This window comes from Rhizobium sp. PRIMUS64, assembly GCF_023006465.1.
Taxonomy (GTDB): Bacteria; Pseudomonadota; Alphaproteobacteria; order Rhizobiales; family Rhizobiaceae; genus Rhizobium; species Rhizobium leguminosarum.
In genome coordinates, this window is record NZ_JALBGX010000012.1 from 47,384 (window position 1) to 59,895 (window position 12,512).

Sequence of the window (12,512 nt, forward strand, 5' to 3'; positions counted from 1 at the left end):
CGGGGTGTAGGTGAGTGTAGATCATGAATGACGATGTATCGAAGAGGCGATTGGGCCGTGGCCTTGCGGCGCTGATTGGTGAAATGGATCAGCCTGTCCCGGTGGAAGCCGAGCGGATTATCAGTGCCGACAGGATGATCCCGATCGAGTTCGTTAGCCGTAATCCCCGCAATCCTCGTCGTTTCTTCGATGATGCTGAGCTGCATGATCTCGCAAGTTCCATTCGCCAACACGGTATCGTTCAGCCAATTGTTGTGCGGACTATGTCGCGGGATCGATATGAAATCATCGCCGGCGAGCGACGTTGGCGCGCAGCTCAGCTTGCCGGGCTGATCGAGATTCCTGTCATCGTCCGTGACGTGGATGATAAGACGGCGCTCGAAATCGCTATTGTCGAAAACGTGCAGCGCGCGGATCTCAATGCCCTCGAAGAGGCATTGGGCTATGAGCAGCTTATTGCTGAATATGGTTACACCCAGAACGACCTTGGGGAAATCATTGGCAAAAGCCGCAGCCACGTTGCCAACTCTTTGCGCTTGTTGAAGCTGCCGGATCCGGTTCGCGATCTGCTGGCCGCTGGCAGCCTATCGGCTGGGCACGCGCGTGCGCTGGTTTCGACATCTGACCCGGCAAGTCTTGCCCGTACGATCGTTGCCAAGGGCATGTCGGTGCGTGACGCGGAAAAGCTGGCACAGAACAATATAAAGGCTCAGTCGGAACCACAGCAGGCGGCCTTACGACGGGATCAGAAGGATTCCGACACACTGGCGCTGGAGCGGACACTTTCCGATGCACTCGGTCTTGAGGTTGCGATCAATCACAAGGCGGGCGGTGGCCAGATCAAAATTTCCTATAAGTCACTGGAGCAGCTGGAGGAAATCTGCCGTTTGCTCGAAAGGCGCTAAAACGCTGTGCGTCCTTTCGGACGCGCAAAGGACGCACTCACCACTCTTTCAATCCTCGCATCGTGCAGGCCGAAAATCGGTTCCGATTCTCGGCCTGATGCTACTCAGGCGGATTTCCGGCCGGATTGAAGGGTGGTGGACAGAAGCGTTTGCATTGCGACGCTGTCCTCTAGCACCTGTCTCCGTCGGCTTTGCAGAATAGCGGCCTGCAGCCGATTGGATTCCCGCGCGATGCTTTCCGCGGTCCATTGGCGTAATGCCTGTTCGATGATCGGTTTGCGGCGAAAATGCAGATGCCGCCCCATCGTCTGCATGATCTGAGGCGGCTGCAGCCGTTTTTCATCCATCTCGGCGCGCATCGAATCCAGAAGCTGGAATTGCTTCAGGCATGCCTGCAGAACGAGAAAGATCGCGGTTTTCGAGCTGCTGATTTTTTGCATGGCGTGCAAAAAGGCGTTGAGATCGCCGCCGAGAATGGCATCGACGGCGTCGTCAACCGAGATGGCGCTGGCGTCGCCGATTATTTCGGTAACGTGATGTTCTTCGACTGTATCGAAGCCGCGGCAGTATAGAGCAAGCTTGCGAACCTCGTTTCGGGAAGCGATCCTGTCACCGCCGATCAAGGCTATGAGCGCCTGGCGCGCGGCCGGCGTAATGCCGAGCTTCTCTGCCCCGAGCTCAGTATCGATCAAGGCATTGAGAGCGCGGCTGTCATCGGCGTAGGACGGGATCGTCATGACAGATCGCGCGGCTTCGGCGGTCTTGCGCAGCAACGCGCCCTTCTTCAGGTCGCCGGCCTCGATGATCAGATAGGCGGCTTCGAGTGGTTTTTCGGCCAGCAGCGCCAGGGAATCGACGAGGTATTTCTCATTGGCGGCGCCGCGGATCCAGATCAATTTCTCACCGCCGAACAGCCCGATCGACTGGACCTCGTCGACCAACCGCCCGGGATCCTTCTGCAGGTCGCCGATATCGAGTTTCGTCAGCGAGAAAGGATCATTGAGCGCGACACCAGTCTTACCGGCGAGCAAGCCTGCTCGTTCGGAAATGAGGCCGCGATCCGGCCCGTAGATGACGAAAATCCGATAGTTCCGCGCCGATTTCTGCAGGAAAGTCTCGAATTCGTGGGATTTTATCTCTGCCACATCTCCGCCCTCAGCGGCTGAGAGCAGCGGCGATATCGGCTCCTACGAATTCCGCCACCTGATCCGCCGCTCGGTTTTCGGCATCGCGGATTGCCCGCTGCTTGGCAAATTCCTGGTCAGGGAAATCCACCAGCGCCGTGGTCGCCCGGCTGCCGGCCTTGATGACGTGATTGTCGGTCGCCGCGCGCAGCGTGTAGGTGACGCTGACGGTCACACGACCGGCTCGCGAAGTATCGGCGGATTCCGTAAGCAGCGTATCGGCAACGGTGGATGAGGCGTGCATTTCGACCTGATATTCCGGTTTTTCAGGCTCGCCGGCCCCACGCGACGCAAGGAAGATCAAGTGGTTACGAACCTGCTGCTCGATGCGGCTGCCTGCCGGGGAAAAGCCGACCGAGGAAAGCTTTTCAGTGACACCGGAATTCTCGGAGTAGAGCGGGCGAACCTGGCAGGCGGAGAGAAAAGCCGCGGAGGCAAGGATCATGGCGATGCCGGCATTGCGAGCCAGCTTGCAAGCGATATCAGACGACAATGTTTACAATCCTTTGGGGAACCACGATGATCTTCTTCGGTGCCTGTCCGTTCAACGCGTTCTTCACCGCATCCAGATCCAGCACGGCGTCGGTGACGGCATTCTGATCTGCATCGCGAGAAATTGTCAATTCAGCGCGCTTCTTGCCGTTGATCTGTACCGGCAGGACGACATCGTTTTCGATGACGAGTGTTTCGTCGTATTGCGGCCAGCTTGCCCGGGCAAGCAGTCCTGCATTGCCGAGCGCGGCCCAGCATTCCTCAGCCAGATGCGGCGTCATCGGAGAGACGAGCTGAATCAGGATCTCGGCGGCATCGCGTACGGCCGCGCGATAGGTGGCATCACCCTCGCCTGCTGCAACCCTCGTCATCGGTGCCGCCAGCGCGTTGACGAGTTCATAAATTCGGGCAACGGCTTTGTTGAACCAGAGCTTGTCATAGTCGTTCTGGACCGCCTTCAGCGTCTTGTGGGCAGCCTGGGAGATTGACAACGCGTCCCCATTGATTGCCGGCGCCGGTGCGACGGCGGAGAGCGCGTCCGCGGCTTCGGAAATCAGGCGCCACAGACGCTGGGTAAAGCGATGAGCGCCCTCGACGCCTGCCTCGGACCAGATGACATCACGCTCCGGCGGGGAGTCGGACAGAACGAAGAAACGAGCGGTATCGGCGCCGTAGGAGGCGATGATATCGTCGGGATCGACGACGTTCTTTTTCGATTTCGACATTTTCTCGATCGAGCCGATCGCGACTTCCTCGTTGTTCGTCAGCAAGAAAGCCCGGCGTTTGCCGTCGAGTTCGTCGATGCGGATATCGGCGGGTGCCACCCATTCGCGGCTGGCGCCTGCGCCGCGGCTATAGGTTTCGTGGACCACCATGCCCTGGGTGAAGAGACCCTTGAAAGGTTCGGTGGCGGCCACGTGACCGGTCTCGCGCATGGCGCGGGTGAAGAAGCGGGAATAGAGCAGGTGCAGGATCGCGTGCTCGATGCCGCCGATATACTGGTCGACCGGCAGCCAGCGGTTTGCCGCCTGCGGATCGGTCGGCTTTTCTTCCCAGGGCGCGGTGAAGCGGGTGAAATACCAACTCGAATCGACGAAGGTGTCCATCGTATCCGTCTCGCGGCGTGCATCCTTGCCACAGTTTGGGCAGGAGACATGGCGCCAGGTCGGATGACGGTCAAGCGGATTGCCCGGCTGGTCGAAGGTGACATCATCGGGCAGCTTGACCGGCAGATCCTCCTTCGGCACCGGCACGACACCGCAATCATCGCAATGAATGACCGGGATCGGGCAGCCCCAATAACGCTGGCGGGAAATGCCCCAGTCGCGCAGACGGAAATTGACCTTGCGCTCGCCCTGCGGCGCATTGCCGAGCGAAGCGGCCGACAGCCGGTCGGCGACGATATTGAAGGCTTCCTCGGTCGTCTTGCCGTCGAGGAAGCGGGAGTTGATCATCACGCCATCACCGTCATAGGCGGTGTCGACGACGGAAAAGTTTGCGGCATCGCCATCCCTCGGCATGACGACGGGCACCACCGGCAAGCCATATTTCCGAGCAAAATCAAGGTCGCGTTGGTCGCCCGAGGGGCAGCCGAAGATCGCGCCCGTGCCATAATCCATCAGGACGAAATTGGCGATATAGACCGGCAGCTCCCAGGAGGGATCGAGCGGGTGCCTGACGCGGATACCGGTATCCATGCCCTTCTTTTCGGCGGTCTCGAGTGCTGCGAGCGACGTGCCGGCGCGGCGGCACTCCTCGCAGAAAGCTTCGATAGCCGGGTTCTTCGCGGCGGCATCCTTTGCCAGCGGATGATCGGCGGCGATCGCCAGGAAGGAGGCGCCGAAGAGCGTGTCCGGTCGGGTGGTATAGACGGTGACTTCGCTCTCGCCGGCCGGTGCCGTTTCCGGCACGATCTCCCAGCGGATCGTCAGGCCTTCCGAACGGCCGATCCAGTTCTTCTGCATCAGGCGCACTTTTTCCGGCCACTGGTCAAGCGTATCCAGCGCGTCCAGCAGATCCTGGCTGAAGTCGGTGATCTTGAAGAACCATTGCGTCAGTTCGCGCTGCTCGACGAGCGCACCGGAACGCCAGCCGCGGCCATCGATCACCTGTTCGTTGGCCAGCACGGTGTTATCGACAGGATCCCAGTTGACCTTCGACTGTTTGCGATAGACCAGCCCCTTCTCCAGGAAATCCAGGAAGAGATGCTGCTGCTGCTGGTAATATTCGACGTCGCAGGTGGCGAATTCGCGGCTCCAGTCCAGTGAAAGCCCCATGGCCTTCAGCTGCGCCTTCATTGAGCCGATATTCTGGTAGGTCCAGGAGGCGGGGTGAACACCACGCTCCATGGCGGCATTCTCCGCCGGCATGCCGAAGGCGTCCCAGCCCATCGGATGCAGCACGTTGTAGCCGCGGGCGCGCTTATAGCGGGCGACGACATCGCCCATGGCGTAATTGCGGACATGGCCCATATGGATGCGCCCCGACGGATAGGGGAACATTTCGAGGACGTAATATTTTTCGCGCGGATCGGCATTGTCGGTCTCGAAGACCTTGTCTTCATTCCATTTCTGCTGCCAGCGGGGCTCGGCATCGCGCGGATTATAACGTTCGGTGGCCATAGTATTCGTATTTCCGGAAAATCAGGGGAGTTGGTCGAGACCTTCACCATGAAACCACCGTAGCGTCAAGTTTTGCAGGCGCTGCAAGCGTCCGATCTTGATCACGCGCAAGCGATTTCGCGAAGGCGGGTCTTGGCAAGCACAGGTTGGCTGGTTAGTTCATTGCCAATCCTTTCATGCTGGTATGTCGAGGCAGAACAATGGAACTTCAAGAGCGGTTGAACGACGTGCGATCACGGATTGCGGCCGGGGAACGCGCGGCAGGTCGTCCGGCGGGTTCCGTTCAGCTGGTCGCGGTGTCGAAGACTTTCGAGGCGGACGCGATCGGTCCGGCTATCGAAGCCGGACAGCGCGTCTTCGGCGAGAACCGGGTGCAGGAAAGCCAGGGCAAGTGGCCGGCGCTGAAAGCCGAGCGTCCGGATATCGAATTGCATCTGATCGGGCCGCTGCAATCGAACAAAGCGGCGGATGCGGTAGCGCTTTTCGACGTCATCGAGACGGTGGACCGGGAAAAGATCGCCCGCGCGCTTGCCGATGAGATGAAGCGGCAGGGCAAGACGCCGCGGCTCTATGTCCAGGTCAATACCGGGCTCGAACCGCAGAAAGCGGGTATCGCTCCCGACGACACGCCGGCCTTCATTGCCCTTTGCCGCGACGAGCTCGGCCTTTCCATCGAAGGTTTGATGTGCATTCCGCCGGCCGAGGAAAATCCCGGACCGCATTTCGCCCTGCTGGCAAAGCTCGCGCTCAAATGCGGCGTCGGAAAACTTTCCATGGGCATGTCGGGTGACTACGGGACGGCAATCGCCTTCGGCGCCACCAGCGTGCGTGTGGGATCCGCAATTTTCGGCACGCGCTGAAACGCTGCTTTGGTCGGGCTTCCTGTTCCCCTTAATGCCGCCTAGATTGATATCGAGGTTTGCATGTCCTCGGGAGGAGCAGATGCAGAACGGCTATCATCAGACCTATGCGGCCTGGAAAGGTGATCCCGAAGCCTTCTGGCGCGAAGCGGCCAATGACATCGACTGGTTCAAGCCGCCGGAGCGGATTTTCTCGCCCAATGAGGGCGTCTATGGCCGCTGGTTCTCCGGCGCGGAAACCAATACCTGCCACAATTGCCTGGACCGGCATGTGGCCGCCGGCCGCGGCGGCGAGACAGCGGTCATCTTCGACAGCGCAATGAACGGCGAGAAGCGCCATTTTACCTATGATGAGGTGCTTCGGGAAGTGATGGCCATCGCAGCAGCGTTGGTCGAGCGCGGCATCGGCAAAGGTGATCGTGTCATCCTTTATATGCCGATGGTGCCGCAGGCGGTCTTTTCCATGCTCGCCTGCGCCCGCATCGGTGCGGTTCACTCCGTCGTTTTCGGCGGGTTTGCCGCCAGCGAACTTGCGGCGCGCATCGATGATTGCGGTGCGAAGCTGGTAATCACCGCGAGCTGCGGGCTCGAGCCTGGTCGCATCGTCGCCTACAAGCCCTTGGTCGATCAGGCGATCGAGATTGCGCGTTCGAAACCGGGGCGCTGTCTGGTGTTGCAGCGACCGGAGCTTCGGGCAGATCTCGTCAGCGGCCGCGATCAGGATTTCGAGGCGGCGGTGGCGCAGCATCGTGGCGCCGAGATCGCCTGCGTCTCCGTCAAGGCGACCGATCCGCTCTACATCCTCTATACATCGGGCACGACGGGCCAGCCGAAGGGCGTCGTGCGCGACAATGGCGGCCATATGGTCGCGCTCAACTGGTCGATGCGGAATATCTACGGCTTGAAGCCGGGAGAGGTCTTCTGGACGGCTTCGGATATCGGCTGGGTCGTCGGACATTCCTATATCGTCTATGCCCCGCTGCTCGCCGGTGTAACCACTCTGATCTTCGAGGGAAAACCGGTCGGCACTCCGGATGCCGGCACATTCTGGCGCATTGTTTCAGAGCATAAGGTCCGGGTGCTGTTCACGGCGCCGACGGCATTCCGAGCCATCCGGCGGGAGGATGGTGATGGTGAATTGATGCATAAGTATCCGATGCCGGATCTACGCGCGCTGTTTCTGGCCGGCGAGAGGGCGGATCCGGAGACGCTGAAATGGGCGGAGCGTATGCTTGGCATACCCGTCATCGATCATTGGTGGCAGACGGAGACCGGCTGGCCGATCGCCGCAAATCCGCTTGGTCTCGGCGCCCTTCCCATCAAGCACGGTTCGCCGGCACTGCCGATGCCCGGCTATGATATTGCGGTGCTCGATGATGCCGGTCATCCGATCGAGGCGGGAACGCTCGGCAATATCGTCGTCAAGCTGCCCTTGCCGCCCGGCTGCCTGCCGACCCTCTGGAACGCCGACGAACGTTTCCGATCGGCCTATCTCGATGAGTTTCCCGGTTACTATAAGACGGCCGATGCTGGCTACGTCGATGAGGACGGCTATCTCTTCATCATGTCGCGCACCGACGACATCATCAATTGCGCCGGTCATCGGCTCTCGACCGGGGCGATGGAGGAGGTCTGTGCGCGCCATCCCGATGTCGCCGAATGCGCTGTCATCGGCGTGATCGATGTGCTGAAGGGTCAGGCGCCCTGCGGTTTCCTGGTGCTGAAACGACATGTTTCCCGTGACGCAACGGCGATCGAATCAGAGGTGGTGGCGATGATTCGTGATTCGATCGGGCCTGTTGCTGCCTTCAAGACGGCTATCATCGTTAACCGGTTGCCGAAGACACGCTCCGGCAAAATCCTGCGCGGCACGATGCAGAAGATCGCCGACGGCATACCCTGGAAAATGCCTGCAACCATTGATGATCCAACGATTTTAGAGGAAATTGCCGAGGCGCTGCGTGGGCGTGGTTTCGGCTCCCTGCCGATGTGAATTAAACTTTCGGTAAGCCTAATTGAGGAATTGTTAACCATGTTGATGCAAGCATTTGTTAACGGCAATGGCTTGCATAGCAGGCTTTGCATGACGCGGTCGCCGTTACCGGCCTAGTCCGGATTGCCCCTTTCTCAACGATTGTGGAACGGATCATGACAAGCATCCTTACCAACAACGCTGCCATGGCAGCGCTGCAGACTTTGCGCGGCGTAAACGATAGCCTCAAGGACACCCAGGGTCGCGTTTCATCGGGTTATCGTGTCGAAAAGGCGGCTGACAATGCCGCTTACTGGTCGATTGCTACGACCATGCGTTCTGACAACAAAGCGCTTTCGGCCGTCTCCGACGCGCTCGGTCTCGGCGCAGCCAAGGTCGACACGGCCTATTCGGCTATGGACAGCGCGCTCGATGTCGTCAGCGACATCAAGGCCAAGATCGTCGCCGCCACGGAAAAGGGCGTCGACAAGACGAAGATCCAGCAAGAACTCGACCAGCTGCAGGAGCAGCTGCTCAGCATCGCACAATCGGCGTCCTTCTCCGGCGAAAACTGGGTTGCCGGCGCCTCCGGCACGAAGAGCGTCGTTTCGTCCTTCGTCCGCGACGGCAGCAATGCTGTCTCCGTGAAGATGACGGACTATGTGCTCGATTCAGGCTCGCTTGGAAACGTGCTTTTCGGCATGACGAGCACCGGTGCAATCGAGACATCAAGCGGCATCATCGGCACGGCCTTCAACGGAACCTATGGCGGCACCGTCATCGTCATGGCGTCAATATATGATCTCGACATCACCGGTTTCACCCAGGGTCAGCTTGACGCAGCCCTGACCGGTGTCGAACTGGTTCTCGGCGCTATGACCGCCGCGGGCTCGGCATTGGGCTCGATCTCGACCCGTATTCAGCTGCAGGAAACTTTCGTCAGCGGCCTTCACGATTCGATCGACTCCGGCGTCGGCCGCCTGGTCGATGCCGATATGGAAGAGGAATCAAGCAAGCTCTCGGCGTTGCAAACGCAGCAGCAGCTCGCCGTCCAGTCGCTCTCGATCGCCAACAGTTCGGCGCAGAACATTCTCACCCTGTTCCGCAGCTAATTCGAAACAGGCAATTCGCAATAAAAAACCCCGCCGGTCAGCTCATACCGGCGGGGTTTTTCATGAAATCGCTGATATCTCAGTACTGATCGTCGTCCTCGTCCTTCGGGGCCGAGCGCAGCGAGCTCAGCTTGCGGAAGACGGCATCGGCGTCGATTTCCTTTTCCTTTTCCTCCTCGCGCTCGTAGCTCGGGGTCAGGCGCTCGGTCTCCTGTGCCGATTGCAGCGTCGCGCCAAGCTCGGCGGCGGTCGGCAGCGGACGGCCCTTGGAGGCCTTTTCCACTTCCATGTCGAGATCGATCTGGCTGCAGAGGCCGAGCGTTACTGGATCCATCGGCGCCAGGTTGGCGGAGTTCCAGTGGGTGCGCTCGCGGATTTGCTCGATGGTCGACTTGGTCGTGCCGACCAGGCGGGAAATCTGCGCGTCCTTCAGCTCCGGATGGTTGCGAACGAGCCAGAGAATGGCGTTCGGGCGGTCCTGGCGCTTGGAAACCGGCGTATAACGCGGACCACGGCGCTTGGATTCCGGCACGCGCACCTTCGGTTCGGAAAGCTTCAGCTTGTGGTTCGGATTGGCCTCGGCGCGGGCAATCTCGTCGCGGGAAAGCTGTCCTGTCGAGATCGGGTCGAGGCCCTTGATGCCCTGCGCCGCTTCGCCGTCGGCGATCGCCTTGACTTCGAGCGGATGCAGTTTGCAGAACTGCGCGATCTGATCGAAAGACAGTGCCGTATTGTCGACGAGCCAGATGGCGGTCGCCTTCGGCATGAGCAGTGTTTGAGCCATGGATATAGTCCTTCTATCGTCCGCGCCGGTCGCGGTCCGTGGATTGTCACCACAATGTCCGGGAAATATGCCGCTATATAACCGCACTGTCGCATAATTGCAATTCTTCCGAAATGAAATGACCTTTGTCTAATTGCCGTGGCGATGCGAACTGCTATGAATTGCCGTGATTTCAAGTCCGGGCCCTTCCTAGCTCACGCGGCCCGTCGCATGTCCCATGAGGAGGAGTTGCATGTCCGAGAAGATCTATCCGGTCACGAAGCCGGTGAAGGCGCGCGCCCTGATCGATAAGGAAAAGTACCTGAAATGGTACGAGGAAAGCGTCGAGAACCCGGACAAGTTCTGGGGCAAGCACGGCAAGCGGATCGACTGGTTCAAGCCTTATACCAAGGTCAAGAACACTTCCTTTACCGGCAAGGTTTCGATCAAGTGGTTCGAGGACGGTCAGACCAACGTCTCCTACAACTGCATTGACCGCCATCTGAAAACGAATGGCGACCAGGTGGCGATCATCTGGGAAGGCGACAACCCCTATATCGACAAGAAGGTCACCTATAACGAGCTCTACGAGCATGTCTGCCGGATGGCGAACGTGTTGAAGAAGCACGGCGTCAAGAAGGGTGATCGCGTTACCATCTACATGCCGATGATCCCGGAAGCGGCCTATGCGATGCTTGCCTGCGCCCGCATCGGGGCGGTGCATTCGGTCGTCTTCGGCGGCTTCTCGCCGGAGGCGCTGGCGGGGCGCATCGTCGACTGCGAATCCACCTTCGTCATCACCTGCGACGAAGGCGTGCGCGGCGGCAAGCCGGTGCCGCTGAAGGACAATACCGATACGGCGATCGATATCGCCGCTCGACAGCATGTCAGGGTCAGCAAGGTGCTGGTCGTTCGCCGCACCGGCGGCAAGACCGGCTGGGCGCCGGGCCGCGATCTCTGGCATCATCAGGAGATCGCCACGGTGAAGGCGGAATGCCCGCCGGTGAAGATGAAGGCGGAAGATCCGCTCTTCATTCTTTATACGTCAGGCTCGACCGGCAAGCCGAAGGGCGTGCTGCACACGACGGGCGGTTACCTCGTCTATGCGGCGATGACGCATGAATATGTCTTCGACTATCACGACGGTGACGTCTACTGGTGTACGGCCGATGTCGGCTGGGTTACCGGTCACTCCTATATCGTCTACGGGCCGCTTGCGAACTGCGCGACGACGCTGATGTTCGAGGGCGTGCCGAATTTCCCGGATCAGGGCCGTTTCTGGGAAGTCATCGACAAGCATAAGGTCAACATCTTCTACACTGCGCCGACGGCAATCCGCTCGCTGATGGGTGCCGGTGACGAATTCGTCACTCGCTCCTCGCGTTCTTCGCTGCGCCTGCTCGGCACGGTCGGCGAGCCGATCAATCCCGAGGCCTGGGAGTGGTATTACAATGTCGTCGGCGACAAGCGCTGCCCTGTCATCGATACGTGGTGGCAGACGGAAACCGGCGGCCATATGATCACGCCGCTGCCTGGTGCCACCGATCTGAAACCCGGTTCGGCGACGACCCCGTTCTTCGGCATCAAGCCGCAGCTTGTTGACAATGAGGGCAAGGTGCTGGAAGGCCCGGCCGACGGCAATCTCTGCATCACCGACAGCTGGCCAGGTCAGATGCGCACGGTCTATGGCGATCACGAGCGCTTCATTCAGACCTATTTCTCCACCTACAAGGGCAAGTATTTCACCGGCGACGGCTGCCGGCGCGATGCGGACGGGTATTATTGGATCACTGGCCGCGTCGACGACGTGCTGAACGTCTCCGGCCACCGGCTCGGTACGGCAGAGGTGGAATCCGCGCTTGTCTCTCACAACCTGGTTTCGGAAGCCGCAGTCGTCGGTTATCCGCATCCGATCAAGGGCCAGGGCATTTATTGCTACGTGACGCTGATGTCCGGTCACGAGGGATCGGATACGCTTCGCCAGGAACTGGTGAAACATGTTCGTGCTGAAATCGGCCCGATCGCTGCGCCTGACAAGATCCAGTTTGCGCCCGGCCTGCCGAAGACCCGCTCCGGCAAGATCATGCGCCGCATCCTGCGCAAGATCGCCGAAGACGATTTCGGTGCTCTCGGCGACACCTCGACGCTTGCCGATCCGGCCGTCGTCGACGATCTGATCGCCAACCGGCAAAACAAGGCCACCGCCTGACATATCGAGCCGCTCCGGCCCGTCCGGAGCGGCTCGCTCGTTAGTTAGCCGGATTCTCGGCTATTCCGATCGTAAGACGCCAATTGGAATATTGACTTAGAAATCAATCGCTCGGCCATTGATTTCGTAATCGCCGAAGCGCGCCGGCTCGGCTCCGCCGCGGCCGCCGATCTCCGCCGGCAGCTCCAGCGGCTTCTGGCTCTTTCGCCGCTCCTCGGCTTCGGCAAGGGCGCGTCTGGCAGCCGGGGACAGCATCTTACGCGGCGGCTCCGTTCCCTCGGCCATCGGCGTTTCGCTATTGTCGTTATCGGCGTCCTGCATGGCCGTCTCCTGCCGGAAATATTGAAAATGGCTGGTGAATAACCAAATCATAATGCGCCGGTGCCGGGATTAA

General features: G+C 59.9%; 10 protein-coding genes. 5 read left to right on the forward strand and 5 right to left on the reverse strand.

Annotation, left to right across the window (positions count from 1 at the left end; genetic code table 11):
- Positions 1-23: 23 nt before the first annotated feature.
- Positions 24-905, forward strand: a complete 882-nt coding sequence (locus tag MOV76_RS07525) for a ParB/RepB/Spo0J family partition protein (protein WP_018244153.1) — start codon at positions 24-26, stop codon at positions 903-905.
- A gap of 104 nt (positions 906-1,009) precedes the next feature.
- Here the strand turns inward: MOV76_RS07525 and holA are convergent, their stop codons facing one another.
- Genes holA through leuS form a run of 3 tightly spaced genes read right to left on the reverse strand, consistent with a single transcriptional unit; the run spans position 1,010 to position 5,202 of the window.
- Complete coding sequence (gene holA / locus MOV76_RS07530) at positions 1,010-2,050, reverse strand: DNA polymerase III subunit delta (protein WP_130653330.1); 1,041 nt, start codon at positions 2,048-2,050, stop codon at positions 1,010-1,012.
- 10 nt (positions 2,051-2,060) lie between these two features.
- Positions 2,061-2,582 carry an LPS assembly lipoprotein LptE gene (gene lptE / locus MOV76_RS07535; protein ID WP_018244151.1) on the reverse strand — a complete coding sequence of 174 codons (522 nt, stop codon included), beginning with the start codon at positions 2,580-2,582 and terminating at the stop codon, positions 2,061-2,063.
- Positions 2,572-5,202: a leucine--tRNA ligase gene (gene leuS / locus MOV76_RS07540; RefSeq protein WP_247264222.1), complete on the reverse strand. Its 2,631-nt coding sequence runs from the start codon at positions 5,200-5,202 to the stop codon at positions 2,572-2,574. Before leuS ends, lptE begins: the two co-directional genes overlap by 11 nt.
- Before the next feature lie 200 nt (positions 5,203-5,402).
- Between leuS and MOV76_RS07545 the strand changes: the two genes are divergently transcribed.
- The 3 genes from MOV76_RS07545 (at position 5,403) to MOV76_RS07555 (ending at position 9,146) form a co-directional block, all read left to right on the forward strand.
- Entirely contained in the window at positions 5,403-6,062 is a 660-nt protein-coding gene (locus MOV76_RS07545) for a YggS family pyridoxal phosphate-dependent enzyme (RefSeq protein WP_247264223.1), read from the forward strand.
- A gap of 82 nt (positions 6,063-6,144) precedes the next feature.
- The gene (locus MOV76_RS07550; protein WP_247264224.1) at positions 6,145-8,055 is read left to right on the forward strand and encodes a propionyl-CoA synthetase; all 1,911 of its coding nucleotides are present in this window, start codon (positions 6,145-6,147) and stop codon (positions 8,053-8,055) included.
- A 155-nt stretch (positions 8,056-8,210) separates the two neighbouring features.
- Positions 8,211-9,146 (forward strand): flagellin, encoded by a 936-nt coding sequence (locus MOV76_RS07555; protein WP_018244147.1) that lies wholly within the window; start codon positions 8,211-8,213, stop codon positions 9,144-9,146.
- Between the two features lie 79 nt (positions 9,147-9,225).
- Here MOV76_RS07555 and MOV76_RS07560 read toward each other — a convergent pair whose 3' ends face one another.
- The gene (locus MOV76_RS07560; protein ID WP_007632151.1) at positions 9,226-9,930 is read right to left on the reverse strand and encodes a DUF1013 domain-containing protein; all 705 of its coding nucleotides are present in this window, start codon (positions 9,928-9,930) and stop codon (positions 9,226-9,228) included.
- Between the two features lie 232 nt (positions 9,931-10,162).
- Between MOV76_RS07560 and acs the strand changes: the two genes are divergently transcribed.
- Positions 10,163-12,118 (forward strand): acetate--CoA ligase, encoded by a 1,956-nt coding sequence (gene acs / locus MOV76_RS07565; protein ID WP_018244146.1) that lies wholly within the window; start codon positions 10,163-10,165, stop codon positions 12,116-12,118.
- Between the two features lie 96 nt (positions 12,119-12,214).
- Here the strand turns inward: acs and MOV76_RS07570 are convergent, their stop codons facing one another.
- On the reverse strand, positions 12,215-12,439 hold the full coding sequence (locus MOV76_RS07570) for a DUF1674 domain-containing protein (protein WP_130718382.1): 225 nt from the start codon (positions 12,437-12,439) through the stop codon (positions 12,215-12,217).
- Positions 12,440-12,512: the final 73 nt, after the last annotated feature.